The sequence below is a fragment of the Ruegeria sp. AB8 genome (assembly GCF_056542605.1).
In genome coordinates, this window is sequence record NZ_JBQGAB010000003.1 from 102,250 (window position 1) to 128,289 (window position 26,040).

Here is a 26,040-nt window from a genome sequence, read left to right on the forward strand (position 1 = left end):
CTAAACCTCGGGTCATTCAAGGAAATGTTCGCGCAACCGGGGTTTCTTCGCCAGCGCGCGATCTGCTATGCTGCACTGCAACATTGACCCTGCAGGAACGAGCATGAGCGCCACAGCCCGCAAAAAAGCCCCAAATGCCGAGGATATTCGCGCCCGAAAAGGCGGTGATCCGTTGGTCAGCCTGACCGCCTATACCACTCCGATGGCGCGGCTGATGGATGCCCATTGCGATTTTGTTCTGGTGGGCGACAGCGTCGGCATGGTGCTGCACGGGCTGGAATCGACCCTTGGGGTAACGATGGAGATGATGATCCTGCATGGCCAGGCCGTCGCGCGCGGGTTGGAGACGGCCTTGATGGTCATCGACATGCCCTTTGCCAGCTACGAACACGACCCGGCACAGGCGTTCAAGAACGCGGCCCGCCTGATGGCAGAGACCGGCGCGGGCGCAGTCAAGCTGGAAGGCGGCGTTGAGATGGCCGAGACGATCCGCTTTCTGGTCAGGCGTGGCATCCCGGTGATGGCTCATATCGGCCTGACGCCGCAATCGATCAACACTCTGGGCGGCTACAAGGTACAGGGCCGAGATGATCAGGCCCACGCCGTGCTGGCCGACGCCCATGCCGTCGCCGAAGCCGGCGCATTTTCCGTCGTGTTAGAGAAAGTCCCGCAAGGGTTGGCCGACCGCATTACGGCTGAGATTGCGATACCGACAATTGGTATCGGTGCGTCCGCCGGGTGCGATGGGCAGATCCTCGTGGTAGACGACATGGTGGGCTTTTTCACCGCTTTCAAACCGAAATTCGTCAAACGGTATGCCGAGCTTGGCCCTCTGGCCGAGGCTGCCATTGCCGAATACGCCGCCGAAGTGCGGGCGCGGACTTTTCCGGCGGACGAACATGTCTTTGCCGACCGGGCGCCGTCCAAAGGACCCGGGAAATGACCGCTCCAATCCTTCGCCGTCTGGCGGATTTGCGCGCGCTGACCACCGATTGGCGCCGCAAGGGCGAGGTGATCGGGGTTGTTCCCACCATGGGTGCGTTGCACCAAGGGCATCTGTCACTGGTCGAGGCCGCGAAGGCGGGCACCGACAGGGTGATCGTCACGATCTTTGTGAACCCCAAACAGTTCAACAACCCCGAGGATCTGGCCAATTATCCGCGCACCGAAATCGAGGACGCGCAGAAACTGGCCCCATTGCGTGTCGACGCGATCTATGTGCCCGAGCCCGAGGAAATCTACCCGCAGGGCTTCGCCACCAATGTATCTGTCATGGGTCTGACCAATGTGCTTGAGGGCGAATTCCGCCCCGGTCACTTCGACGGAGTCGCCACGGTGGTCGCAAAACTGTTCCTTCAAACACAGTCAGATCGAGCCTATTTCGGGGAAAAAGACTATCAGCAACTGTTGGTCGTTCGCCGGATGGCACGGGATCTGGATATCCCCATCGAGGTGATCGGCTGCCCCACGGTCCGCGAACCCTCGGGTCTTGCCATGTCCTCGCGCAATCTGCGCCTGTCACCCGAAGGGCTGAAAACTGCCGCGAACATAAGCAGGGTCATGCAGGAACTGGCGGACGCGCTGGATGGCGGGGTAGCTTTCGATCCGCTGGCTTCGAAGGCGCGCACTGCCCTGCTGGCTGCTGGCTTTGCGCAGGTGGAATATTTGAAACTGCACTGCGCCGAGACACTGGAACCCTTGAGCCATGCTGAGCGGCCTGCCCGTCTGCTGGCAGCGGCCTGGCTTGAAGGTGTTCGGCTGATCGACAACATTCCTGTCTGAACGCTCTGGCACGATTGTCATTGTTTGCGCTAAAGTCCTGCAAAACCAAACGGGAGAGGGCGCAGGCTTGACCTATATTCTTGCCATTGATCAGGGCACCACATCATCGCGGGCCATTTTGTTCGACACGGGTATGCAGCGCGTCGGCACCGCGCAGCACGAATTTACCCAGCACTTCCCGCAGGAGGGCTGGGTCGAGCATGATGCCGAGGAAATTTGGGAAAGCGTCCTGCGTGTCTGCCGCGAGGTGATGGACAACACCGGCGTAGCCGCAGATCAGATCGCGGGCATCGGTATCACCAATCAGCGCGAAACCACCGTCGTCTGGGACCGCGCCACAGGCAAACCCATTCACAACGCCATCGTCTGGCAGGACCGCCGGACCGCCGAGATTTGCGCCCGCTACAAGCAGGCCGGTTGTGAAGATGACGTCACCGCCCAGACCGGTCTGCTGCTTGATCCCTATTTTTCGGGCACCAAGGTAAAATGGCTGCTGGACACCGTAACCGGCGCGCGGGAACGGGCCGAAGCCGGAGAGTTGATGTTCGGCACCATCGACTGCTTCCTGATCTGGCGCCTGACGGAAGGACGCAGCCACGCCACTGACGCAACCAACGCCGCACGCACTCTGCTATTTGACATTCACAAGGGTGAGTGGAGCGCCGAGATCTGCGATCTGCTGGATGTACCGATGAATATGCTGCCGAAAGTACATGATTGCGCGTCGGACTTCGGAAATACGTCTCTATTTGGTGGCAATATTCCAATCCTGGGCGTGGCCGGGGACCAGCAGGCCGCCACCATCGGACAAGCCTGTTTCCAGCCCGGGATGATGAAGTCAACCTATGGCACGGGTTGCTTTGCGCTGCTGAACACCGGACCAACGCCGGTCAAATCCAACAATCGCCTGTTGACCACCATCGCTTATCAGCTGGACGGTCAGCGGACTTACGCGCTGGAAGGGTCGATCTTTGTCGCCGGGGCGGCGGTTCAATGGCTGCGCGACGCGCTCAAGATTATCGACTCGGCGCCGGAAAGCGGAGAACTGGCACAGCAGGCCGATCCCAACCAGCATGTTGTGCTGGTTCCGGCCTTTACCGGCCTTGGGGCACCCTATTGGAAGCCGGATTGCCGCGGCGCGGTGTTTGGCCTGACCCGCAATTCAGGCCGCGCCGAGTTTGCCAAGGCTACGCTGGAAAGCATCGCCTACCAGACGCGCGACCTGTGGCATGCCATGCAGGGTGATTGGGGCGCGGATACTGATGTCACCCTGCGCGTCGATGGCGGGGCGAGTGCATCGGATTGGGCGATGCAGGGCCTGTCGGATTATCTCGGCGCCGAGGTTGACCGCCCTGTGATGCAGGAAACCACCGCCCTGGGTGCTGCCTGGCTGGCCGGGATGCGCGCCGGCATCTACCCGGAGCAGCAGGGATTCTCGGAAACCTGGGCGCTGGATCGCCGGTTTGAACCGGAAATGTCCGCCGAAGACCGCGATGCTGCCTATGACCGTTGGAAACGTGCCGTTTCTGCCGCAATGGCGTTCTGAAACCAGTGAAGGATCAGCTGTGATCCTTCATCAACCGCTGCTTCTGCCGTGACCAATCGCGCTTGGCCTGGGTTTCGCGCTTGTCGTGCAGCTTCTTGCCCTTGGCGATGCCGATCTTCAGCTTCGCGCGGCCCTTGTGGTTGAAATACAGAACCAGCGGCACCAGTGTCATGCCTTTGCGCTGGGTCGCGTTCCACAGGTTCGACAATTCCTTGCGCGAAACCAGCAGCTTACGCCGGCGGCGTTCTTCGTGTTTGAAGACCTTGGCCTGTTCGTAGGGCGCGATGTAACTGTTGATCAGCCACAATTCTCCGTCATCGACCGAAGCATAGCTTTCGGCGATGTTCGATCCGCCAGCGCGCAGGGACTTGACCTCGGACCCCTCCAGCACGATGCCGCACTCGAGATCGTCCTCGATCGCGTAATCGAAGCGGGCACGCCGGTTTTCGGCGATGACTTTGTAGTTCGGGTCTGTCTTCTGTTTGGCCATGACGCGTTGATTTAGGCGGCTTGGGCGGACCTTGCAAGCCGTAGACGTCAGGATGGCGCCGAGATGATCAGATCGGGGCCAAAAATCGTGTCAGAGTGGTTGTGCAGATAAATCTTCAGCCACGGCGTAAACCGGGATGGGTGGCGCTGCACCTCGGCCAGAAGATCGTGATAATCGATCCAGCGGATCTCCATGACTTCTTCCGGATTAGGCTCGATTTTCAGAGAACCACGAGCCCTGGCCAGAAACACGTCGACCACTTCATGTTCGATCATGTTATTGCCGACATCGGCGTGGTATTCCAGCCGATGACGGTATTCCGGGTATAGCCCTGTAATCCCAAGTTCCTCGCGCAGACGGCGCACAGCGCATTTGGATGCGGTTTCACCCCAGTCAGGATGTGTGCAACAGGTGTTCGCCCACAGGCCCGGCGTGTGGTACTTTCCCAACGCCCTGCGCTGCAGCAGAATCTCGGTCCCGCGCACGACAAAGACCGACACCGCCTTGTGCCGCAGGCCCTTTTCATGCGCCTCAAGCTTGTCGACGGGGGTCAGTTCGCCATCGACCCATGCCGGGATCATGATACCCATTTGTTGTCTCCTGCTGCCAATCCGCCTGTGTGACGGGACGTTGCGGATTACCTTTGGCCGGATCGGCTTGACGTCGCGGCATCACATGTTCAGAGCGTGACTGGCCGCGCATTCCCAACGTGGCGCTGATCGTACCCGTTATCAACCGCACGAAAGGCCGCAGGGGCTGCGGCCTTTTGTACTTACACAGGTCGTCTGATGGCTGGAGATTATTCGCCCGAAACGCTGACGATATAAGCGTAGACGTCTTCGCCGCCGCTTTTCAGTTTGAAGGTCATCTTGGACTTGGCAGCTGTGTCATCCAGATAGGATTTCAAAAAGGTCTTGGGATCTTGCGAATACTCGACAAAGGTCGCTTCATCCCAAACTAACCCGTTTTCACCTGCAGCAACGATGCTGTCGCCGTATTTGAACCCTTCGACGGTGCCTGCGGTCCGACCCGCGATTCCATACAGGTTCGGGCCGGTCTTGCCGCCCTTGACGATCACTTCGCCAGCAGGATCGGCGATCTGGTGGCAGGATTTGCATTTGTTAAAGGTCTTTTTGCCGGCCTCGGCGTCGCCTTCTGCATATGCGGGTAGGGCCATCAGGCCGACGATTGCGGTTGCGAGGATGCGATTCATAGCTTTTGCTCCGATACGAATTGGCTGCACCGAATGGATCGTCGGCGCAAAAAAGAGTCAACGCGCAGATTGCCGCGCGCGGCCACTGTGCCACTGCGGCATAGTGGCCGTCCTTAACTTATGTCATGTGACCCGGACCAACAGGGCAAAAGATCGCCAGCCGCTGGTGTTGCCAGATAAATCGCCCGCGCAATGGCGCGCGCCAGACATAGCGAGGCGGCGTGACCGATCATTCCCAGCTCTGCTTCGTTCTCCAAAGGCATTGACCCGGTACTGACACCAAAGACCAGATCACCGTCACCCGGCGTATGGGCGGGCAGGATGGCGCGGGCAATCCCATCATGCGCGGCCACGGCCAGCCTTTGGCATTGCGGTTTGGTCAAAGCGGCGTCCGTCGCCACGACAGCGATGGTTGTGTTGGTCTTGTCCGGCTCGGCCGGGCGCATGGCCTGCGCCTTGAGGCTGACTTGAGGCGCTCCTAGGCCTGCGCTGGAATCAGGCCCTAAACAGCCGAATTCGTCGCCAATTTCATAAGGCGCGGCCCAGAAATGACGGTCGCCGGGCGTGGTGACACTGCCCAGCGGGTTGGCTGCGACCAGAGCCCCGACGGTGACGCCCGTGTCCAGAACAAGCGATGCAGACCCAAGCCCGCCCTTGTGCATAGCGGCCAGGGCTCCGGTCCCTGCACCGGCCGTGCCCAGCGCAAAGTCCTTTGAGGCCGCGTCAAAAGCGGCGCGCCCCAAGGCACGGTACGGGTTCTCGGTCCAGCTTTTGTCACCGCCGTTGAGCAGATCGAACAGGATTGCCCCGGGCACGATCGGGACCACGGTATGGCCGACCGGATACCCCCGGCCTTGCGACCGAAGCGCATCCGACACGCCGGAACTGGCATCCAGTCCAAAAGCCGATCCGCCGGACAGGGCGATGGCATCTATCTTTGTCACCGTTTTGTCCGGGGCCAGAAGATCGGTTTCGCGCGTACCCGGCGCGCCGCCCATCACGTGCACAGACGCGGTGAAAGGTACATCGGCGGTCATAACGGTCGTGCCGGATTTCAACCGGTCATCCTGCGCGTTTCCAACCAGTAGGCCGGAAATATCGGTGATCAGGTTCTTAGGTCCGGGTTTCATCGAGATGGTTTCCCTTGTCTCAGCAAAGCGCTGCCCCCGGTGGAGGTGCTTTTCAAAAAAGAGGGCGCAGGTCAGATACAGCGGCCACCGTCAACCTCCAGCGCGGTTCCGGTAATCATGCTGGCCTCGTCCGAGCACAGGAAACAGGCGGCGTTTGCCATGTCCTGAGGCGTGGAAAACCGGCCCAGTGGAATGGTCGACAGGAACTTGGCGCGAATCTCGGGTGTGTCTTCGCCCATGAAGGATTTCAGCAAGGGGGTTTCTCCGGCCACCGGACAGATCGCATTCACGCGAACGCCAAAGGGCGCCAGTTCGACGGCCATCGTCTTGGTTGCGGTGATCATCCAACCCTTTGAGGCGTTGTACCAGTTGAGGTTCGGGCGCGGCGACAGACCAGCTGTGGAAGCAACGTTCAGGATCGCGCCCGAGCCTCGCGCCTTCATTGCCGGTACAAATGCCCGCGCGGTGTGAAAGACCGATTTCATGTTAACGCTGAAGACGCGGTCGAAATCCTCCTCGCTCACTTCCTCCAGCGGTGTCGGCAGATGCGTCACGCCTGCGTTGTTCACCAGAATATCAACCTGCCCAAACTGGGCGATGGCGGCGTCTGCCATTGTTTGAACGGAAATCGCGTCGGCGACATCAACGTGCTGGGCGACGGCTGCCGCGCCAAGGGTCGCGGCCATTTGCTTTGCCGCATCCTTGTTGATATCGGCGATCATCACGCGCGCGCCCTCGTCAAGAAACTTCTGGGCAATCCCGGCCCCAAACCCCGAGGCGCCGCCAGTCACGATTGCGGTTTTATCCTTAAGCCTCATCGCGTTACCCCTCTGCCGATGCTCCGGGTCAGACTATCAACGCCCCGGCAAGATACCAGATTAATCTTCGGACACCTTGCCCCGCAGCGCTTTGACGTCGCCACGCGCCTTTTTTGCCGCAAGCCGACGCTTGACCGAACCGTAGGTGGGCTTGGTTGCAATACGCCGCTTGGGCTTGACCAATGCGCGGGTGATCAGTTCGGCCAGTCTGGCGCGCGCGATTTCACGGTTGCGCGCCTGCGAGCGGGTCTCTTCGCACTGGATGATGATCGCGCCCTCTTTGGTCCAGCGTCGCCCGGCGAGCCGTTTCAGCCGGGCTTTGACCGGATCCGGCAGAGACGGGGAGCGCGCCGCCTCAAACCGCAGCTCGACAGCGGTGGAAACCTTGTTGACGTTTTGCCCGCCTGGACCGGACGAGCGCACAAAGCTCTCGGTCATTTCCCAGTCCTGCAGGATGATATCGTCCGTAACGCGCAACATGCGCGCGACCTTACAGGTGGCGCGCAGAAACAAAAAGGGCCGCCCCGGCGGGACGGCCCTTCGAAAGTTCAGGAGGTCGGGTCGGTTAGATCAAACGACCAGCCGGAGCGAGCGCTCCGCCAAGGGCTGCCTTAACAGGCGATCCCCCCGGTTGTTCCGACACCTCTCTCCAATCTCTTTCTCGACACTGGATCACCTCCTTTTCTATCTGTTGCGGTTGAAAAGAAGCGTGACACAAGTTGTGCCAATCTCAAAGCACTTTTTTACACAGGCTGAGCGGTCAGTCGCGCAACGATCACTTTGAACGGGATCAGTGCGATCATCGCCAGCGACAGTTTCACCAGCCAGTCGGCAAAGGCCAGCGTTACCCACAAAGGTGCCATTGGACCGGACAGCATGAAGGGAACAGGTTCCCATGCCCAGCTGATGGCCGCATCGGCATTGGCGCCGAAGAACGTGACCGACGCCGAGAATGCGATGGTGAAGAACAACGCGGTGTCCAGCGCCGAGCCGACCAAAGTCGAGACCAGCGGCGCGCGCCACCAGCGGCCGCCGCGCATCGCGTTGAACACAGTAACGTCCGTCAGCTGCGCGATCAGGAAGGCGGTTCCGGACGCGACGGCAATCCGCAGCGGCACTGCGGCATAGGTGAAGCCATCGCCCTGCAGCATGATCTGGCTGCCGATGAGCGAGCAGATGATACCGGTGACAAACCCGGCAAACACGACCTTGCGGGCCGGACCCACGCCATAGACGCGGTTCATGATGTCAGTGACCAGAAAGGCCAGCGGATATGTGAAGGCACCCCAGGTCAGCAGGCCGTCAAGGATCAGGAACTGGACCAGGATGTTCGAGGCCACAACGATAGTGGCCATGGCAATAATGCCGGGAATAAAGCTGCGTTGCATTTTCAGATGCCCGTTTTGACAAGGTAGCGGCGACTTGGCCAAGGGTTCATCCCAAGGCAAGCCGCGCTTCTAGCGAGTCGAATCGTGTTTGGCAAGTCATTCGGGCAGCAGGTATTCCACCAGTTCGGTACGCTGCAGGGCCAGAAAATTGTCGTCCGAGATCATCGTCGCCCGCAGACGCCCCTGACCGTCGCGCCAGACCGACAACCCTTCGAGGTTATCATGCGTTCCGGTACCGGTTTCAAACAGGGTCTCTTCGGACATGGGTGTGTCTGCATTGATCTGCCAACGGCGCAGGCGCGAGCGGAAGCCGGTCAGCGATACGGCGCGTTCGAGAACATACAATCGGCCATCCGGGCCGAAATCTGCGGACACAGGCAGGAACCGGCCCCGCTGCGGCAGGACAAACGGTGTAGACCACGCCTGACCGTTCCAGCGATAGACCGGGATATTGCCTTCGGCGGTGCGGTTCTTTTCCGGCAGGGTATACAGCCGCCCCTGAGTGTCGATCGCCAACCCCTCGAACGATCCGTTGCCATCCAAACCGTCGAACGCCTTGGGGCGTGGCAGAACGCGCGCAGCACCGCCAGGGCCCGAATAGCGGGCAATGCGGTGAATGCCTTCGAAAGAGATATAGAAGCTTTCGTCAGGCGCGACGGCGAGTCCTTCGGAATCACCTGTGTAACCGGGCAAGGCGCGCCCTGTGCTGGACAGGACAGGCCAATGCCCCAATATTTTGACCTCGCTGATACGGTCCCCGTCCCGGTCAATCCGCGCGGCCACAAGGACGGCCCGGTCGCTGAGCGCGATCAGCTTGCGACCGTTCTCGGACATATGGATCGCCGAAAAACCGCCAAACCAGTCCGACCCGTGGGTCCACGTAAAACTGCCCAGATGGGTGGCGGCAGGACCCTCGGCTGCCCGAAGAGGCCCCGCCAGCACCAGTGTCGCAATCAGTTGGACTGCAAGACGGCGGTGCATTGCTGGGGCAGATCGGCCAACCGGTATTCGCGGCGTTTCTTGGGGGCGGGCGCGTTTGGATCAGGCGGCGGCGGGTTGAGGATATTCTGCACCCATTGCTGCGCTTCGGCACAGCCATCACCTTTGGGCGGCGTATCCTGATTGACGCAGCCACGCGATCCTCTGGGGCATTTCAGCCGGACATGGAAGTGATAGTGATGCCCCCACCATGGCCTGATCTTGCGCAGATAGGCGCGGTTGCCCTTTTCGTCGTTGCACATCTGAACTTTGGCGCCCGGGAAGACGAATATCCGGGCCACGCGCTTGTCCTTGGCGGCCTCTCGCAGAACGGCATGGTGCTGTTTGGTCCAGTTGCCGTTCACATACGCCCCGTTCGAGCGGCGCAGGGAAATCGACGAGATATTCTCGCGTGCCTTGCGGGACAGCCTCATGTCGTTGCCCGGCAGCATCCATATATCGATGTCCAGACCCAGCTGATGGCTGCGGTGGCCGGATGTCATCGGACCGCCACGCGGCTGGCTGATATCCCCGACATAGAGACCATTCCAACCTGGTTGCTTCGCCGCAAAACGGCTGAGGTCCTGCACGTAATCGATCGCTTCAGGATGCCCCCAATTTCGATTTCGCGACAGACGCATGGCCTGCCATGTCGGCCCGGTTTCGGGCAATTGCACCGACCCGGCCGCACATCCGCGCGAATAACTGCCGAAGGCGGCGGGTTTTTGTTGTGAACTGACTCTCTGCGCCCCGAACAACTGCTTGGCCAGGGGTTGCGCCCCCGCCGCGCCTGCCAGCGTCAAAGTCGCAAGAATTGCCAAAAAACGTAATAAAATCATCTGCTCTGATCCCCTTCCGGTTTAACCCAGCGCATTAGGAACAGGCCCAGAATAAACAACAGAACGATGGGTGACACCCCCAGTCTTGCGCTGCCCGTCGCGGCGGTTGCGATCCCGATCAGCAGGGGCGCGGCAAAGGCAGTGGCGCGACCGGACAGCCCGTAAAGCCCGAAGCTCTCGACCGGCGCCTCGGGATCGGTATGGCGCACCATCATGGATCGGCTGGCCGATTGCAGGATACCGCCCATGCCACCGATCAGAACACCGCAACCGAAGAAGACCAGATCTGGCAGGTTTGATCCCTCGGGCAACGCAATGCCGTAGATCTGCGTCCGGTCCATCAGAACGACAGTGACGCAGACAAAGATCAGAACCCAAATAGCGGTCAAAATAACCGGTTTAGGGCCGTATTTCCGGTCCAACTTGCCGCCGATCCAGGCAAAGATGGCCGAGGCCAGAACGCTGACGATTCCAAACACGCCGATCTTGATCAGGTCCCATTCCAGCACCAGGCGAGCGTAAACGCCGCCAAAACTGTAAAGCCCGTTCAGCGCGTCACGGTAAAACATGGACGAGCCCAGATAGGCCGCAAGACTGCCCCGGTGCCGCAGGGCGGCAATTGACTTCCCGAGCAGCCGCAATGCCTCGCCGAAACTGCCCTTCTTGTTCGTTTGTGCATCGTCGCGTACCCACAGGAAATAGGGCACCATGAACAGAACGAACCACCCGGCGGTGAAAGGCCCGACAAAGCGCGTGCCCCCGCGCGCGGCGGCGTCCAGCCCGAACAACGGCTCCATCCCGATCAACGTCTTGCCGTTGGGTTGTTCGACAAACAGCAACAGCATGATCGCCAGCGAGATCAGACCGCCAAAATATCCAAAGGCAAAGCCCGAGCCTGAAATCTCTCCGACTTCATTGTCATCGCCCAGATCGGGAAGCTGCGAGTTGATGAAGATCAGCGCATATTCCGCACCAACAAACCCCAATCCGAAGGCCGACAGCATCAGCCACATGTTCGAACCATCCGGCAGCGTGTACCATAGCGCGGCGGACCCCACCGCATACATCACCGAAAACGCGAAAATCCACGGGATGCGGCGGCCGGACACATCTGCCATGGCCCCCAACAAAGGCGCGCCAAACGCGATGATCAACCCGGTGATGGTCAGGCAGTTCGCCCAAACCGTCTGCGCTTGCGCGGCGGCGGCTTCTGTTTCCAGCCCGGTATTGGCATAGTATCCGGCTGCGACCCCTGCAAAATAGGGGCCGAACACGAATGTCACCAGCAGCGTATGATATGGCTGACTGGCCCAATCGAAAAACCACCATCCCCAGATGCGCTTGCGCTTGGAAATCTCTGCCATCACTGCCTCTTTGTGCGTTTTGCTTCATAAGACGGGGCTTCGCGGCATTTCGCAAGCGTTCTGTTGGCCTGCACTTGCTCTTTGCGGCCGGGGCGCTTAGGTCTCAGCAAACGCGCAAACGGAGTGCCCATGCTGTCGCTGATCCAAATCCTTCTGCTGATCCTGGACATTGTCTGGTTCATCATCCTGGCCCATGTGATCATGAGCTGGCTGATCAACTTTCAGGTGCTCAACCTGCATCAACAGCTAGTGGCGCAGATCTGGTATGGCCTGAACCGACTGTTGGAACCGATCTATGGCCCGATCAGGCGCGTTCTGCCCAACATGGGCGGACTGGACCTGACACCATTGGTGGTGCTGATCGCGGTCTATGCGCTGCGGATCATCCTGATCAACAATGCGGTCTATTTCGTCTGACCTCTTGTTCACCGAATCTTAGTGTGTGATTGTCCTGTCTTAAGAGCAGATAAACCTTAAAACAGGGCGCCCCCGCACATGTTCGACGCCGCACCCTTGTTGCGAGATGTCTTTGGATTCGACGATTTCCGCCCCGGGCAGGAAGAGATCGTCGATGCCGTGACCGCAGGCGAAAACGTGCTGGCGATCATGCCCACTGGCGGTGGTAAATCCCTGTGTTATCAGCTTCCTGCCCTGCTGCGCGACGGGGTGACGGTGGTGATCTCCCCTCTGATCGCCCTGATGCGCGACCAGGTGCGCGGGCTGCAAGAGGCTGGAGTCGAAGCGGGTGCACTGACATCCGGCAACACGCCCGAGGAAACCGACGCCGTGTGGGAGGCGCTGGAAGCCGGGCGGCTCAAGCTGCTTTACATGGCACCGGAACGGCTGGCGACAGGATCTGCGCTGGGGATGCTGCGGCGGATCAATGTCAGCCTGATCGCCGTGGACGAAGCGCATTGCGTCAGTCAGTGGGGGCATGACTTCCGCCCCGACTATCTGCGGATCGGAGAGTTGCGGCGCGCGTTGGATGTGCCGCTGGCCGCCTTCACCGCGACGGCGGATGCGGAAACGCAGGACGAGATCGTCGAGAAACTGTTTGACGGCACCGCTCCGCGTAAGTTTCTGCGTGGCTTCGACAGGCCGAACATCCATCTGGCCTTTGCCGCCAAGGACGGGCCGCGAAAGCAGGTGCTCGACTTCGCCGCCGCCCGAAAAGGGCAATCGGGCATTGTCTATTGCGGCACTCGCAACAAGACCGAAGTTCTGGCGCAGGCCCTGCGGGCTGAAGGCCATTCTGCCTGCCACTATCACGGTGGCATGGAGGCCGAAGATCGCCGCATCGTCGAAACCCGCTTTGCCCGTGAAGACGGCCTTATCGTGGTCGCCACCGTGGCGTTCGGCATGGGGATCGACAAACCCGATATCCGTTGGGTCGCCCACGCGGACCTGCCCAAATCCATCGAAGCCTACTACCAGGAAATCGGCCGTGCTGGGCGCGACGGCAGCCCTGCGGAAACCCTGACCCTGTTCGGCCCCGACGACATCCGCCTGCGCCGTTCGCAAATCGACGAAGGGCTGGCCCCGCCTGAACGGCGCATGGCCGATCACGCACGCCTGAACGCCCTGTTAGGACTGGCCGAAGCGCTGGAATGCCGCCGCCGGAGCCTTCTGAGTTATTTTGGCGAACAGGCTGAACCCTGCGGTAAATGCGATCTGTGTGACAGCCCACCTGAAGTGTTCGACGGCACCACACCTGTTCGCATGGCCTTGTCCGCGATCCTGCGGGCCGAGGAATGGTTTGGCTCGGGTCATCTGATCGACATTCTGCTGGGCAACGAGACCGACAAGATCCGTGCCCGCCGCCACGATGATCTGTCGACATGGGGTATCGGCAAGGACTGGTCACGCCCGCAATGGCAGGCGATTTTCCGGCAGATGATGGGCCATGATCTGGTTCGACCCGATCCTGAACGCCACGGCGCGCTGCGCATGACCGAGGCCGCAAAGCCGATCCTGAAGGGCGAGGCGCAGATCAACTTGCGTAAGGATACAATACGCAAGGCGACCCGTCGGCCAGCGGTCAAGATGATGGTGTCGGAAGAAGATGCGCCTCTGCTGTCTGCGCTGAAGGCCAAACGACGGGCGCTGGCGGAATCAGCCCGGGTTCCGGCCTATGTGATCTTCCCCGATCGGACCCTGATCGAGATGGCAGAAAAGCGCCCCGCCACGCTGGATGACATGGCCCGGATCGGTGGCGTCGGCGCGAAGAAACTGGAGCGGTACGGCGACACCTTTCTTGAGGTGATCGCGGGTGTGGTCGAAACCGTGCATCCCGCGCGGCGCAAGCTGGCCGGGCGCGATCAGGGCGACATCTACGATCGCCTGCTTGAAATTCAGACACGCTTATCACGCGGTCCGGACGGGATCGACAAACCGCTGACTTGCTCGGCTTCTCAACTGGCAAAGGTGGCGCAACTCCGCTCGGACGATCCAAGAGCGATCGAGCAGGTTCTGGGAGACCGCCGTCACGAAAGGTTTGGCGCTGCCTTTCTGGACGTGCTGCGTCAGGCGGGCTAGATACCCTGCATCAGGCAAGAAACGAGGGCGGATATGCTGGTAGTCATTTCCCCGGCCAAGCGGCTGGACTGGGCAGAGCGGGATGTCGATGTCACGCAACCGGACTTTCAGGTTGACGCGATCCGCCTTTCGAAGACCGCCAGAAACTTGACTCTGGGCGATCTGAAGAAACTGATGGACCTGAGCGACGATCTGGCCCGGTTGAACCGCGACCGGTACCGTTTTTTTTCCGATGCGCCGGACGCAGAAGTGACCCGCCCCGCCGCATTGGCATTTGCCGGTGACACCTATCAAGGGCTCGAAGCAACCTCATTGGACGCCGAGGAATTGGTCTGGGCGCAGGATCATCTGCGCATTCTGTCCGGCCTTTACGGTGTGCTGCGACCGTTGGATGCCATTCAGGCCTATCGGCTGGAAATGGGCAGCAAGCTTAAGACCCGGCGCGGCAAAAACCTTTATGAATACTGGCGCGACCAGTTGAGCAAGGCCCTTAACGCGCAAGGTAGCGCTATTGGGTCTGACATTCTGATCAACTGCGCCAGTCAGGAATATTTCGGCGCTGTCGACCCGAAGGCGCTTAAACTGCGGGTCATCACACCGGTGTTCATGGAAGACAAAGCCGGTAAGCCGAAGATCGTCAGTTTCTTTGCCAAAAAGGCGCGCGGTGCCATGGCGCGGTATGTTATCCAGCACCGGCTGACCGATCCCAAGGGGTTGCTGGATTTCGATACCGGAGGTTATCAATACCGTCCCGACCTATCGGAACAGGACAAACCGGTCTTTGTGCGCCCCTATCAGGCCTGATCCAGCATTGAAGGATCAAAAGCCACCAGTTCAACGGTGTTGCCTTCGGGGTCCTCTGTGAAGACTCCACGCCAGCCGATCCAGCCGAATTCTTCGACGCGGTAGGGTTGTCCTAAATCGGTGTACCAGCGCATGACGGCCTCCTGCTCGGAAAACGGCAGCGAAAGGGCAATGTGATGCAAGGATGACCTGCCTCCGGTCACGGGCTTGTTTGCGCTGTTCGGGTGCAACCCGGGCCGCGGAGCCGCCGTGTGATGAAACAACGCCAGCACCTGTGTATGTCCGCCAAACCCGTCGGCGATGCGAAAAAAGGTAATGGCGCTGTTGTGATCGCCCGATAGACGCTCAAGCCCGATCACATTTTCATAGAACGCAACCATCGCGGGCATGTCGGCGCAGCGGATCGCAATCTCGCCCAACGCACGAGGGCGAAATCCGCGGTGATCCGAGGTTTGCTTGCGGGTCATGCGATCAGGCTATTCGACATGTCCGAGTTCGGCAATGACCGGGCAGGCGCCATCGGGACAGTGGTCGTGGATCCTCTGAAGTATGCGCTGCTTGTGTAGCGGTTTCGTCAGATAGTGATCCAGCCCGGCGGACAAAATTCCGGTGTCGTCCCCGTCCATCGCGTGGGCGGTCAGGGCGACAATGGGCACATGGCGTCCTGTCCCAACCTCGCGCCGCCGAATTTCAGCCGTAGCCTGTTTGCCATCCATTTTCGGCATCGAGATGTCCATGAAGATCAGGTCCGGGTCAAAATCCAGATGGGCCTGCACCGCATCAATCCCGTTATCTGCAAATCGCAGATCGATATTCGCATCCTTGACCATCTTTTTCAGGATCAGTTGATTGGTACGATTGTCCTCGGCCGCCAAAACCCGCATCAGACGCTGCCCGGAAGGCATATTGACCCGGCTGGGTGCCTCGGTGACCGAGACCGCTTCGACTGTTTTGCTGGCTTTGCCAAGCGCCATCAGCTGGGAATACAGTTCGGCCCGGGGAATCGGTTTCTGCAAGACACCTTCAACCAGGTGCCGGGACGCGCTGGCGTGGATCAAAGCCGGGTTGGCGGACATGACGACGACGGGTGCGTCACCCAGTCCGCGTTCCTTCAGGATTGCCGCCAATTCAAGCCCGTCCATATCGGGCAGGTCATGGTCGCATAGTAGCAGGTCGACCGTCTCATCCACGATTTTCAAGGCCTCTGATCCGGTCTCGCAAACTGTGACCCTGAATCCCAGGCGCCCCAGCTGCTTGCTCAGGATGGCTCGATTTACAGCCAGATCCTCAACCACGACCACATGACGCAAACGTCCCCCCAGATCAGGTGGCTCCGGCTGTGGTCCCGGCATGGTCGGCAAAGAGATGCGAAACCCAAAACACGACCCCTTACCAGGATCGCTCTCGACCCAGATGGTCCCATCCATCAGGGTGATCAGTCGCTTGGTAATGGCAAGCCCCAGCCCGGTCCCCTCGAACAGCCGGTTTCTTTCATCTTCCACCTGGTTGAATTCACCGAATATGTGGCCGATCTTGTCTTCGGCAATTCCGATCCCGGTATCTTCGATCGCGACATGGATGTCGCACGTCTGCGCCTTGGCATTAGGGACTCCGGTTACGCGGATCAGGACGTGGCCCTGTGCGGTGAATTTCACCGCGTTGCCCACCAGATTGGTCAGAACCTGCCGAATACGTCCCGGATCGCCCATGAACAACGTTGGAAGAAACAGATCATAATCCACCAGCAAGGTCAGACCTTTTTCCCGGACGCCGGGCTGCAGCAGCATCGCCATTTCGAGAATGCACCGTTCGAAGTCGAACTGCTCGGGGTGCAGGGTCAGCCTGTCCGCTTCGATCTTTGAATAATCCAGCACATCATTGATGATGACCAGCAGCGCCTCGCCCGAGTTCCGGATGGTGTTGACGTATAAACGCTGCTCTTCCCCAAGCTGCGTCTCGGCCAGCAACTCGGTCATTCCGACGATGCCGTTCATCGGGGTTCTGATCTCGTGGCTCATATTGGCCAGAAACGAGGATTTGGCGCGGTTGGCGGCTTCGGCCCGTTCCCGCGCCGCCGTCAGTTCGGCCTCATGCCGGACCGAGGAAGTTATGTTCAACGCAAGGCTGACCACGTCCCCGCCGTTGCCGCGTTGATCGATCAGCTTGATATACTGGCCATTCCAAAGCTGAATGACCACCGGTTCGGGGTTTGCCTGCATCCACCGCGACTGCATCCGCGCCTGCCAGTCGGCCGCGTACTCGGGTCCGGTATCGACGATCCCCTCGGTGGTCAGGATCTCGAGGATACGCGCGTAGGATATGCCCGAAGCGATCTCTTCCAAGCCTTCGAACACGCTCAGATACGCGGCATTGGCCCCAATCAGGCTGTGGTTTGCGTCAAAGAAGGCAAACCCGTCCTGAATGGTCTGGATCGAATGCCACAGACGCCGCTCGGCCACTTCGATCTTGGCGTGGGCGACGGTCAGGTCGGACTTGACCCGTTCGTTCTCGCCGCGAACCGTCTCAACCTCGGCCTGGGTTTCACCGATGCGTCTGGTCAGGGCGATGGCGTGCTGGCCCAGTTTGCGGTTCGCGGCTGACAGTTCTGCCTGTTTCAACTCCAACAACCGTTCGGCTGCCAGCCGCGCACGCCGTTCCTGCGCCAGTTTGTTTGCAAGACTCATTTCAGGTGATCCCGGAACACATTCCCGCACCATCCCGCCAGACCGTGAAGAAGTGTTTAAGCCGTTGCCAAACAAGCGGGCCACATGCGAGGGTTGCTGCAAATAGGAGGTTGCGATGCACCGCTTGGTTTTGATTGCAATAGTTTATTTTCTTTCACATTTTTTCCAGCCAGCCCCAGGTCAGGCACAAACTGCCGCGCCAGAGTTCCGATACATCACGACCCGCGACGCTGATTTTATCGGAACCGATCTGAATGCGCTGTTCGACACGGATCTGAAAACCTGCATTCAGGCGTGTTCGGCCATCCAAAGCTGCACCGCATTTACCTTCAACACTCGTTCGGATGCCTGCTTTCCAAAGAAGGACATAGCCCGGCAGGAACCCTACAACGGCGCTTTGTCCGCACAGAAGGTTTCAACGCCAGATTCGACCCTAACACTGGCAGAAACCCGCAAAGGTACGCTGGATTTCCTGCGACCGACCGATTTTGAACGGGCGCGTGATCAGGCCAGGAACCTTGGATTTCTGCACTCGGCCGGCGGATTCAATGTCGAAGACGCGATGAACGCCGCCCGCGCCGCCAATACGCCGGCACTGGCCATGCAGTGGACCGGTGTGGCCCTGTCGATCAATGATGCCTCTGACCTGTGGACAGATTACGCCCGCCTGCTGCTTGCCATCGAAGCGTCGGGTTGGAACGAAAAAAATGTCCTTCACGATCAAGCGCTTGGCGCCGCCATCAACGGATACTTGCGCGCGGAATCAGAGGGCGCTCAGGTATCAGCACTAATAGTCTTGTCGAACGCGCTTGAAGCTGTCGAACGCGGGCGTGACATGATCCCGGCGCTGCGACTGGCCAAGCAGCTTCAGCCGCGCGAGGAGGTTCTGGCCGCTCTGGATCATGCGATCGGCAAATACGGGTTCCGGGTTTTGGACAGCAGCGTTGAAAGCGATGCCGCTGCGCCGCGCATCTGCGTTGAATTCTCGGAACCGCTTGTCAAAGCCGGTGTCGACTATGACCCCTTTGTTCAGCGCAGCGACGATGGTCTGGTGGTGCAGGCAGACGAGAAGCAGCTTTGCGTCGATGGTGTCGCGCATGGTGCGCGGTATCAGTTCACCTTGCGCGAGGGGTTGCCAGCCGCCTCGGGAGAAGTGCTGAACCGCAATGTCAGCCTGACCCACTACGTGCGCGACCGTTCGCCAACGGCCCGGTTTCCCGGGCGCGGATATGTGCTGCCTAAGTCAGCGGATGCGGCCTTGCCCGTTGAAACGGTCAACGTCGCCGAACTGGATCTGACCTTGCGCCGGATCAGCGACCGTAACCTGTTGCGTGCGGTTCAGCAGGGCTTTTTCGGCCGCCCCCTCAGCGAATGGGAAGAACGCGAGTTCAGCAACGAGATTGCCGAGGATATCTGGACAGGTACAGCGGAAGTCAAAAACCAGCTGAACCAGACCATGACAGCGCGCCTGCCGCTGGCTGAGGCGATTGCTGATCAACCGGCCGGTATCTACACGCTGTCCGCGCGGGTGCCCGGCAGTGACCCTTACGACGACCCGTCAGCCACGCAGTGGTTCGTTCTGTCTGATCTGGGTCTTTCAACTGCTCAAGGCACGGACGGCCTGCATGTCACGGTCCGTGGCCTGCCCAACGCCGTACCCCGCGAAGGGATCGAGGTTTCGGTGATCTCGAATGCAAATGCGGTTATTGCCCGGGCCAAGACGGATGCCGAAGGCCATGTCCTGTTTGATGCCGGTCTTGTTCGGGGAACGGGAGCAAGCTCGCCCGCGCTGGTCGTGGCTGTCGATGGTGACAGCGATATCGGGTTCCTGTCGCTAACCAACCCGGCCTTTGACTTGTCCGACCGTGGTGTCGAGGGTCGGGCACCAGCAGGACCAATCGATGTCTTTCTGACCACCGACCGGGGCGCCTACCGCGCCGGTGAAACGATTCACCTGACGGCCCTGACGCGTGACGATCAGGCGCAGGCCATCGAGGGTTTGCCGCTGACTGCTATACTGCACCGCCCGGACGGGGTTGAGTACCGACGCGCCGTGTCGGACGGCGGTGTTGCCGGAGGTCATGTTTTTGCGTTGCCCGTGGCTGTGGATGCACCGCGCGGAACATGGCGGATCGAAGTCAAGTCGGACCCGAAGGCTGATGCGCTGGCGCAGCAGACCGTTTTGATCGAAGACTTCCTGCCCGAGCGGATCGACTTCGACCTGTCCTTGCCGGACGCCCCGTTGCATCCCGGCGACAACCCGCCTCTGCGGATCGAAGCCCGCTATCTGTTCGGCGCACCGGGGTCGGATCTGAGCATCGACGGCCAGGTCCTCGCGCGCCCGGCGGAAGCGGTTTCTGGATATGACGGATATCGGTTTGGCCGCTATGACGCAGCGGTTTCCACCAAAAGCACCTATTTTGGCAATACGCGCACCGACGCCACCGGTCTGGCAACTGTCGCGGTGGAATTCCCTGTATTAGAGACTGAAGGGAAGCCCGTTGAAGCCACGGTGATTGCCCGGCTGGCAGACGGGTCAGGGCGACCGGTCGAGCGCCGGCTGACGGCTCCGGTCCGGCCAACGCAGCCGGTCATAGGAATCAAACCACTGTTTGACGGTGTTGTGCCTGAAGGCACCGAAGCCGGATTTCAGGTCGTCGGACTGTCGCCGGACCTGTCGACCACCCCGATGCGCTTGCGCTGGACCCTGAACCGGATTGAAACCCGGTATCAGTGGTACCAGCTGTACGGAGAATGGAAGTGGGAACCCACCACCCGGCGCACCCGGATCGCCACCGGAGAGGCCGAGTTTCAGTCAGACCCGCTGACTTTGACATCCGCGGTCGACTGGGGCCGGTACGAGCTTGTGGTGCAGCGCATCGATGGCGCATACGCCGAAGCGGCCTTCGATTTCTACGCGGGCTGGTACCAGGCCGCCGACGCCACAAGCACTCCGGACAGGTTGGACATGTCATTGGACCGTGACAGCTATCGCCCCGGTGACACGGCGCAGCTAAGGATTGTGGCCCGCATGGCAGGTGTTGCGCAGATCGACGTTCTGTCGAACCGGCTGATCCAACGCCAGATGATCCAAGTCCCTGAAGGGGAAACCGTTTTTCCCATCGACGTCACGCCGGAATGGGGCGCGGGCGCCTATGTCGCAGCCACACTCATCCGGCCGATGGACGTATCCGCCGGCCAGAACCCGGCCAGGGCCATGGGGATCGCTCACGCCAGTGTTGAACCGGTCGGGCGCAGGCTGCAGGTCGGGATTGAGGTGCCCGAACTTACGACGCCAAGACAGGTGCAAAAGACCCGCATCAGGGTCGAGAACGCCCCGGCCAATGATCCCGTCTGGCTGACGCTGGCAGCGGTAGATGTCGGTATCCTGAACTTGACAGGTTTTGAATCACCGGACCCGCAATCCTATTACTTCGGACAACGCCGTCTGGGCGTCGAATTGCGGGACGTCTATGGCCGACTGATCGACGGGATGAACGGGACCATGGGTCTCGTTCGTTCTGGTGGTGACAGCGACGCTGGTATGCGGCGGCAGGCGCCGCCGCCGACACAGGATCTGATGGCCGTTTTCAGCGGTCCGGTTCAGGTCGATGAAGCAGGCGAAGTCGAACTGGACATTCCTCTGCCCGATTTTAACGGCACCGTGCGTCTGATGGCCGTCGCCTGGTCGCGCAGCGCAGTCGGTCAGGCCGAAGCTGAGATGGTCGTTCGCGACCCGGTTATCGTATCGGCCAGCTTGCCACGTTTTCTGGCCCCTGGCGACCAAAGCCGGATGCTGCTGGAGATCGTGCATGCCGACGGTCCGGCAGGTGAAATGGCACTGGGTCTGGCGGCTTCGGCCGGGCTGGAACTGGCCGCAACCCCGACCAGTTTCACGTTGCAACCCGGCGGCAAGACCGTTTTGGAAGTTCCAATTCGCGCAACTGCGGTTGGTGACCCTGAGATCAACCTGTCAATCACAACACCGGACGGCCGCGATCTGCCTCAGACGTTGCGGATGCCGGTTCGCGCAAACGATCCTGCCGTTGCTCTGACACGCCGATTTTCGCTGGGCGAGGGTGACAGCTTTCTGTTTTCGCAGGATGTCTTCGACGGATTCCGGCCCGGATCGGTCAAGGCGATCCTGTCCGCCGGTCCGCTGGCGAAATTCGACACGCCCGGCCTGCTGGATTGGTTGAACAGGTACCCATATGGCTGCACCGAACAGATCACCAGTCAGGCGCTGCCGCTGCTGTATCTGTCTTCGGTCGCCCAGGCCTCGGGGCTGGGGAACGGACCGGCGATCGAAGCGCGGATCAGCACGGCCATCCGCAGCATACTGACCCGGCAAACCTCGAATGGTGCCTTTGGGCTGTGGCGCGCCCAGGGCGGCGATTTCTGGCTGGATGCATTTGTCACCGACTTCCTGTCCCGCGCCCGTGCGCAGGGCCATACAGTGCCGGACCGTGCCTTTGCACAGGCGATGGACAACCTGCGAAACAGGATCAGCTATGCCCCTGATTTCGATGAAGGCGGGCAAGACATCGCTTATGCGCTGATGGTTCTGGCCCGCGAAAGCGCGGCATCCATGGGCGATCTGCGCTATTACGCCGACGTCAAAGGTGATGCCTTCGCCACGCCTCTGGCAGCCGCTCAGCTTGGGGCGGCGCTGGCCTCTTACGGGGATCAGACACGAGCGGACAGGATGTTTGCACGCGCTGCCCAGCTGCTGGCCGAGCGGCCGGATCAAAATCAAAGCTACTGGCGCACCGATTACGGAACCGAACTGCGCGATGCGGCCGGACTGCTGACGCTGGCCGTGGACGCAGGCAGCGAGGTGATCGACCGGGACGATCTGATCCGGCGGATCAGTTCCGCCCCGGCGCATTTGTCAACGCAGGAGGCATCATGGTCGCTGCTGGCGGCGCATGCGCTGATCTCGAACCCGGAAAGCGCCGGGCTGCGTGTAAACGGTGCGTCGATCGAGGGGCCGTTTGTGCAGGTCCTGCATTCGGACAGCGACGATGTACTGAACATAACTTCCACGGACGGGCAGGCCACGGACATCACGATGACGGTGACGGGAATACCCGACGTGCCGCCTGCGGCGGGCGGAACCGGATATGCGATCGAGCGGGTGTATTTCTCAATGGAAGGTGAACCGCTGGACCAACCCGCACTTTCGGTGGGCACGCGATTTGTCACGGTTCTGACCGTCACGCCCTTCGAGGATGGCGGTGCGCGCCTGATGATCGACGACCCGCTAGCCGCTGGTATCGAGATCGACATTCCCAACCTGTTGCGTTCAGGTGATGTGCGGTCGCTGGACTGGCTGGATTTGTCCGAAGCCAGGCATACCGAATTCCGGTCTGACCGGTTTTTGGCAGCGGTTGACTTGCAGGACCGCAAGCCGGTCACGCTTGCGTATGTGGCACGTGCCGTAACACCCGGTGCCTTTCATCACCCGGCGGCCTCGGTCGAGGATATGTACCGCCCGCAGAACCGGGCGCACACCAACACTGGGCGCGTTGTGGTCGAATGATCGGGGGTCAAACATATCGAAGTTTTGGCAAGGCCGATGCCTAGGGTCAGCCTTCTGCTCTTGGCACTTGCGGGGCTTTTGTATGTGACCGGCTTTGCCCGCGACCGCTTTGCGGACTGGGTCGACGCCACATCGCTGCCTGCGGTTCTGACAGAAACCTCGGTCGAGATGCGGGACCAGAACGGCGATCTGCTGCGCGCATTTCCGGTGGCGGACGGTATCTGGCGGATGCAGCATGGCCCGGTCGATCCGGGTTTTGTCAACATGCTGATCCGGTACGAAGACAAACGGTTTCGCGCTCACTCCGGCATCGATCCGCTGGCCATGGCGCGGGCGGGGGCGCAGTCGCTTTGGAACGGCCGACCTGTTTCTGGCGGATCGACCCTGACCATGCAGGTTGCCCGCCTGATCGAGGATGGCCCGACAGGTCGGTGGAGCGGCAAACTCCGCCAGATCCGGGTGGCCCTGGCGCTGGAACAACGTCTGAACAAGGATCAGATCCTGTCGCTGTATCTTACCCACGCCCCTTATGGTGGCAATCTTGAAGGGGTCCGGGCGGGCAGTCGGGCGTGGTTCGGCAAGGATCCGTCCCGTTTGACGCCTGCGCAGGCGGCTTTGTTGATCGCCCTGCCACAATCCCCCGAGGCACGGCGACCCGACCGCAATCTTCAAGCAGGGCGCAAAGCCCGCGACCGGGTTTTGCAACGGCTACATCGCAATGGTCTTTTGTCCAGACCCGAGATGCAAAGCGCCATGGCAGACCCGGTGCCAACCAGAATGCGGCCCTTTCCCCGGCTGGCACCCCATCTGACGGACCGGGCTCGTGCGGGGTTGCCCGAAGCTCTGGCGCAGGACCTGACCCTGGACGGGGCGTTGCAGGCAAAGTTGGAACCGCTGATCGCGCAGGCCGCCAAACGGGCCGGACCCCGCGTTTCCGGCGCAATGATCGTGGCTGACCATGAAACCGGCGCGATTCTGGCTTCGGTCGGGTCGGCGGGTTATCAGGACGCGCGTCAGGGGTTTGTGGACATGACGCAGGCGTTGCGTTCACCCGGATCAACCTTGAAACCCCTGATCTATGGACTGGCCTTCGACCAGGGTCTGGCGCATCCGGAAACCCTGATCAGCGACAGCCCGGTGATGTTCGGGCGATATGCACCCCGCAACTTCGACGGCGTGTTCAGGGGTGACGTGCGTATTCGCGATGCGCTGCAACTGTCGCTGAACATCCCCGTGGTGCGCCTGACGCAAGAACTGGGACCTGCCCGCGTCATGGACGCCCTGCAGCGTGCCAACACCGAACCGCGCCTCAACGGAGGCGCACCGGGTCTGGCGATCTCGCTTGGCGGTGTCGGGCTTAGCCTGCACGATCTTGTGCAGCTTTTTGCGGTGGTGGCGGCAGGTGGCCAAGGCCCCGTCTTGCACTATCGGGCATTGGATGGCGACGATTATACGCGACGTGTCCTGTCGGAACCGGCGGCCTGGCAGGTTGGCAATATTCTGACCGGACTGACCCCGCCATCAGGTGCGCAATCCGGTGTATTGGCATATAAGACCGGAACCTCTTACGGGCACCGGGACGCCTGGGCGATCGGCTATGACGGCCGTCACGTCATCGGTGTCTGGCTGGGGCGGGCAGACGGCACACCGGTGCCCGGTGCGTTTGGCGGCGCACTTGCGGCCCCAGTTTTGTTTGAAGCCTTAGGTCTTCTGAAACCCAAATTCACTCCGATGCCGCCGCCGCCGCCATCAACCCTGCTGGTCGGTGCCGCGCAACTGCCCCAGCCTTTGCAAATGTTCCGCCCCCGCGAGGCGGCTTTTGAGGCGGATCCTTCTGCGCCGCAACTATTGTTTCCGCCCAAGGATGCCTTGTTAGAGACAAATGGAGCCTCCCTTACGCTGAAGCTGAGGGGCGGAACCGGGCCGTTTTCCGTCCTGTCTGACGACGTGCCCGTCGTAACCGGCCAGCACCACAGAGAGTTTGAAATTCCCAACCCCGGGCCCGGACACACCGCCCTTGTCGTGTTGGATGCACTGGGCAAATCCGACAGGGTTTCGTTCAAGATCAGATGACGGGAGAAAACGAATGCGCAATTGGCTTGTTTTTGTTCTTGCTTTGACGGCCACTCAGACAGCGGCTGAATGCGCGTCTGACGCCCAGATCGACCGGTTTGTTCAGGACTATCTTACGAACACACCTACCGTTGCTCTGACCCCGGACGGAAGCATGGCGGATGCGCTTTGCACGCAGGCGAAACTTGTCACTGCGATGCAGCCGCATCTTGGACCGTTGATTGGCTACAAGGCGGGCCTGACCAGCAAACCCGCGCAGGACAGGTTTGGAGCAAGTGAACCGGTTCAGGGTATTCTGTATCGCGACATGATGCTGGATGACGGGGCAAGTGTTTCAGAAAATTGGGGGGCCCGTCCGGTATTCGAGGCGGACCTGATCCTGGTGGTCGGCGACGCCGCGATCAATCAGGCAACCACACCTGGCGAAGTGATGGAACATGTCTCGTCTGTTCGCCCCTTCATCGAACTGCCTGACCTGACCCTGGCCGACGGAGAACCCATTACCCCCGTCACCCTGACCGCAATCGGGGTTGCGCCTAAACTCGGCGTTTTAGGGTCTGAAATCGCCGTCACCGATCCCGCCGGCATGTCGCAGGCTTTGATGGGCATGACTGTCACGCTGAGTGCTGCCGACGGTGAGGTTCTGGCAGAGGCGCCTGGCACAGCCGTTTTGGGCCATCCGGCAAACGCGGCACTCTGGCTGATGTCAAAAGGGATCGAATTTGCACACGGCGATCTGATTTCGGTTGGCTCGTTCGGTCCGCTGTTTCCGCCTGCCAAAGGCAAAGGCGGTGCGTCCGTCAGGTATGACGGCCTGCCCGGCAATCCTACCGTCAGCGTGACATTCGAGTAGC

At 60.5% G+C, this 26,040-nt stretch carries 21 protein-coding genes; 9 read left to right on the forward strand and 12 right to left on the reverse strand.

What is annotated here, in order from left to right:
* The first annotated feature begins 103 nt into the window (after nucleotides 1-103).
* The 3 genes from panB (at nucleotide 104) to glpK (ending at nucleotide 3,328) form a co-directional block, all read left to right on the forward strand.
* On the forward strand, nucleotides 104-943 hold the full coding sequence (panB, locus tag ACR0CG_RS04400) for a 3-methyl-2-oxobutanoate hydroxymethyltransferase (RefSeq protein WP_170807053.1): 840 nt from the start codon (nucleotides 104-106) through the stop codon (nucleotides 941-943).
* Nucleotides 940-1,782, forward strand: a complete 843-nt coding sequence (gene panC, locus ACR0CG_RS04405) for a pantoate--beta-alanine ligase (protein ID WP_480522996.1) — start codon at nucleotides 940-942, stop codon at nucleotides 1,780-1,782. The genes panB and panC overlap by 4 nt, the downstream gene beginning before the upstream one ends.
* Before the next feature lie 67 nt (nucleotides 1,783-1,849).
* Complete coding sequence (gene glpK, locus ACR0CG_RS04410; RefSeq protein WP_480522997.1) at nucleotides 1,850-3,328, forward strand: glycerol kinase GlpK; 1,479 nt, start codon at nucleotides 1,850-1,852, stop codon at nucleotides 3,326-3,328.
* Between the two features lie 13 nt (nucleotides 3,329-3,341).
* On the opposite strand, the gene smpB is transcribed toward glpK, so the two are convergent.
* The 10 genes from smpB to ACR0CG_RS04460 form a co-directional block, all read right to left on the reverse strand.
* Nucleotides 3,342-3,818, reverse strand: coding sequence for an SsrA-binding protein SmpB (gene smpB / locus ACR0CG_RS04415; RefSeq protein WP_170679982.1), 477 nt, complete (start codon nucleotides 3,816-3,818; stop codon nucleotides 3,342-3,344).
* Nucleotides 3,819-3,865: 47 nt separating this feature from the next.
* Complete coding sequence (gene idi / locus ACR0CG_RS04420) at nucleotides 3,866-4,408, reverse strand: isopentenyl-diphosphate Delta-isomerase (protein ID WP_170612928.1); 543 nt, start codon at nucleotides 4,406-4,408, stop codon at nucleotides 3,866-3,868.
* 209 nt (nucleotides 4,409-4,617) lie between these two features.
* On the reverse strand, nucleotides 4,618-5,031 hold the full coding sequence (locus tag ACR0CG_RS04425; protein WP_170612926.1) for a c-type cytochrome: 414 nt from the start codon (nucleotides 5,029-5,031) through the stop codon (nucleotides 4,618-4,620).
* Between the two features lie 113 nt (nucleotides 5,032-5,144).
* Nucleotides 5,145-6,161: a P1 family peptidase gene (locus tag ACR0CG_RS04430; RefSeq protein WP_480522998.1), complete on the reverse strand. Its 1,017-nt coding sequence runs from the start codon at nucleotides 6,159-6,161 to the stop codon at nucleotides 5,145-5,147.
* 71 nt (nucleotides 6,162-6,232) lie between these two features.
* Entirely contained in the window at nucleotides 6,233-6,979 is a 747-nt protein-coding gene (locus ACR0CG_RS04435; protein ID WP_480522999.1) for an SDR family oxidoreductase, read from the reverse strand.
* Between the two features lie 60 nt (nucleotides 6,980-7,039).
* Nucleotides 7,040-7,459, reverse strand: coding sequence for an alternative ribosome rescue aminoacyl-tRNA hydrolase ArfB (gene arfB, locus ACR0CG_RS04440; RefSeq protein WP_170612920.1), 420 nt, complete (start codon nucleotides 7,457-7,459; stop codon nucleotides 7,040-7,042).
* A gap of 263 nt (nucleotides 7,460-7,722) precedes the next feature.
* Nucleotides 7,723-8,367, reverse strand: a complete 645-nt coding sequence (locus tag ACR0CG_RS04445) for a queuosine precursor transporter (RefSeq protein ID WP_170679990.1) — start codon at nucleotides 8,365-8,367, stop codon at nucleotides 7,723-7,725.
* Nucleotides 8,368-8,463: 96 nt separating this feature from the next.
* Entirely contained in the window at nucleotides 8,464-9,348 is an 885-nt protein-coding gene (locus ACR0CG_RS04450) for an esterase-like activity of phytase family protein (protein ID WP_480523000.1), read from the reverse strand.
* Entirely contained in the window at nucleotides 9,321-10,184 is an 864-nt protein-coding gene (gene mepA / locus ACR0CG_RS04455) for a penicillin-insensitive murein endopeptidase (protein WP_170807062.1), read from the reverse strand. The genes ACR0CG_RS04450 and mepA overlap by 28 nt, the downstream gene beginning before the upstream one ends.
* On the reverse strand, nucleotides 10,181-11,548 hold the full coding sequence (locus tag ACR0CG_RS04460; RefSeq protein ID WP_480523001.1) for an MFS transporter: 1,368 nt from the start codon (nucleotides 11,546-11,548) through the stop codon (nucleotides 10,181-10,183). The genes mepA and ACR0CG_RS04460 overlap by 4 nt, the downstream gene beginning before the upstream one ends.
* Before the next feature lie 129 nt (nucleotides 11,549-11,677).
* Between ACR0CG_RS04460 and ACR0CG_RS04465 the strand changes: the two genes are divergently transcribed.
* The 3 genes from ACR0CG_RS04465 (at nucleotide 11,678) to yaaA (ending at nucleotide 14,887) form a co-directional block, all read left to right on the forward strand.
* Nucleotides 11,678-11,965, forward strand: coding sequence for a YggT family protein (locus ACR0CG_RS04465; RefSeq protein WP_480523002.1), 288 nt, complete (start codon nucleotides 11,678-11,680; stop codon nucleotides 11,963-11,965).
* A 78-nt stretch (nucleotides 11,966-12,043) separates the two neighbouring features.
* The gene (gene recQ / locus ACR0CG_RS04470; RefSeq protein WP_480523003.1) at nucleotides 12,044-14,083 is read left to right on the forward strand and encodes a DNA helicase RecQ; all 2,040 of its coding nucleotides are present in this window, start codon (nucleotides 12,044-12,046) and stop codon (nucleotides 14,081-14,083) included.
* Nucleotides 14,084-14,116: 33 nt separating this feature from the next.
* Nucleotides 14,117-14,887 (forward strand): peroxide stress protein YaaA, encoded by a 771-nt coding sequence (yaaA, locus tag ACR0CG_RS04475; RefSeq protein WP_480523004.1) that lies wholly within the window; start codon nucleotides 14,117-14,119, stop codon nucleotides 14,885-14,887.
* Here yaaA and ACR0CG_RS04480 read toward each other — a convergent pair.
* Together ACR0CG_RS04480 and ACR0CG_RS04485 are read right to left on the reverse strand one after the other, a co-directional pair.
* A complete protein-coding gene (locus tag ACR0CG_RS04480) occupies nucleotides 14,878-15,354 on the reverse strand; it encodes a VOC family protein (RefSeq protein WP_480523005.1) in 477 nt (158 codons plus the stop codon). The genes yaaA and ACR0CG_RS04480 overlap by 10 nt on opposite strands.
* A 9-nt stretch (nucleotides 15,355-15,363) precedes the next feature.
* Nucleotides 15,364-17,571: a response regulator gene (locus ACR0CG_RS04485; protein WP_480523006.1), complete on the reverse strand. Its 2,208-nt coding sequence runs from the start codon at nucleotides 17,569-17,571 to the stop codon at nucleotides 15,364-15,366.
* Between the two features lie 115 nt (nucleotides 17,572-17,686).
* Between ACR0CG_RS04485 and ACR0CG_RS04490 the strand changes: the two genes are divergently transcribed.
* From ACR0CG_RS04490 to ACR0CG_RS04500, 3 genes are read left to right on the forward strand one after another with little or no spacing between them, the layout of a single operon-like run.
* Complete coding sequence (locus ACR0CG_RS04490; protein WP_480523007.1) at nucleotides 17,687-23,113, forward strand: alpha-2-macroglobulin family protein; 5,427 nt, start codon at nucleotides 17,687-17,689, stop codon at nucleotides 23,111-23,113.
* A gap of 36 nt (nucleotides 23,114-23,149) precedes the next feature.
* Nucleotides 23,150-25,186, forward strand: a complete 2,037-nt coding sequence (gene pbpC, locus ACR0CG_RS04495) for a penicillin-binding protein 1C (protein ID WP_480523008.1) — start codon at nucleotides 23,150-23,152, stop codon at nucleotides 25,184-25,186.
* 13 nt (nucleotides 25,187-25,199) lie between these two features.
* Entirely contained in the window at nucleotides 25,200-26,039 is an 840-nt protein-coding gene (locus tag ACR0CG_RS04500; RefSeq protein WP_480523009.1) for a 2-keto-4-pentenoate hydratase, read from the forward strand.
* Nucleotide 26,040: the final 1 nt, after the last annotated feature.

Excerpts from the sequence above, each read along its gene's own strand:
- ACR0CG_RS04435 (WP_480522999.1), bottom strand. The coding sequence starts at position 6,979 with ATGAGGCTTAAGGATAAAACCGCAATCGTGACTGGCGGCGCCTCGGGG.
- ACR0CG_RS04465 (WP_480523002.1), top strand. The coding sequence starts at position 11,678 with ATGCTGTCGCTGATCCAAATCCTTCTGCTGATCCTGGACATTGTCTGG.
- ACR0CG_RS04480 (WP_480523005.1), bottom strand. The coding sequence starts at position 15,354 with ATGACCCGCAAGCAAACCTCGGATCACCGCGGATTTCGCCCTCGTGCG.
- ACR0CG_RS04445 (WP_170679990.1), bottom strand. The coding sequence starts at position 8,367 with ATGCAACGCAGCTTTATTCCCGGCATTATTGCCATGGCCACTATCGTT.
- ACR0CG_RS04485 (WP_480523006.1), bottom strand. The coding sequence starts at position 17,571 with ATGAGTCTTGCAAACAAACTGGCGCAGGAACGGCGTGCGCGGCTGGCA.
- smpB (WP_170679982.1), bottom strand. The coding sequence starts at position 3,818 with ATGGCCAAACAGAAGACAGACCCGAACTACAAAGTCATCGCCGAAAAC.
- ACR0CG_RS04430 (WP_480522998.1), bottom strand. The coding sequence starts at position 6,161 with ATGAAACCCGGACCTAAGAACCTGATCACCGATATTTCCGGCCTACTG.
- recQ (WP_480523003.1), top strand. The coding sequence starts at position 12,044 with ATGTTCGACGCCGCACCCTTGTTGCGAGATGTCTTTGGATTCGACGAT.
- ACR0CG_RS04500 (WP_480523009.1), top strand. The coding sequence starts at position 25,200 with ATGCGCAATTGGCTTGTTTTTGTTCTTGCTTTGACGGCCACTCAGACA.
- ACR0CG_RS04490 (WP_480523007.1), top strand. The coding sequence starts at position 17,687 with ATGCACCGCTTGGTTTTGATTGCAATAGTTTATTTTCTTTCACATTTT.
- ACR0CG_RS04450 (WP_480523000.1), bottom strand. The coding sequence starts at position 9,348 with ATGCACCGCCGTCTTGCAGTCCAACTGATTGCGACACTGGTGCTGGCG.
- panC (WP_480522996.1), top strand. The coding sequence starts at position 940 with ATGACCGCTCCAATCCTTCGCCGTCTGGCGGATTTGCGCGCGCTGACC.
- pbpC (WP_480523008.1), top strand. The coding sequence starts at position 23,150 with ATGCCTAGGGTCAGCCTTCTGCTCTTGGCACTTGCGGGGCTTTTGTAT.
- ACR0CG_RS04425 (WP_170612926.1), bottom strand. The coding sequence starts at position 5,031 with ATGAATCGCATCCTCGCAACCGCAATCGTCGGCCTGATGGCCCTACCC.
- panB (WP_170807053.1), top strand. The coding sequence starts at position 104 with ATGAGCGCCACAGCCCGCAAAAAAGCCCCAAATGCCGAGGATATTCGC.
- ACR0CG_RS04460 (WP_480523001.1), bottom strand. The coding sequence starts at position 11,548 with ATGGCAGAGATTTCCAAGCGCAAGCGCATCTGGGGATGGTGGTTTTTC.
- yaaA (WP_480523004.1), top strand. The coding sequence starts at position 14,117 with ATGCTGGTAGTCATTTCCCCGGCCAAGCGGCTGGACTGGGCAGAGCGG.
- arfB (WP_170612920.1), bottom strand. The coding sequence starts at position 7,459 with ATGTTGCGCGTTACGGACGATATCATCCTGCAGGACTGGGAAATGACC.
- idi (WP_170612928.1), bottom strand. The coding sequence starts at position 4,408 with ATGGGTATCATGATCCCGGCATGGGTCGATGGCGAACTGACCCCCGTC.
- mepA (WP_170807062.1), bottom strand. The coding sequence starts at position 10,184 with ATGATTTTATTACGTTTTTTGGCAATTCTTGCGACTTTGACGCTGGCA.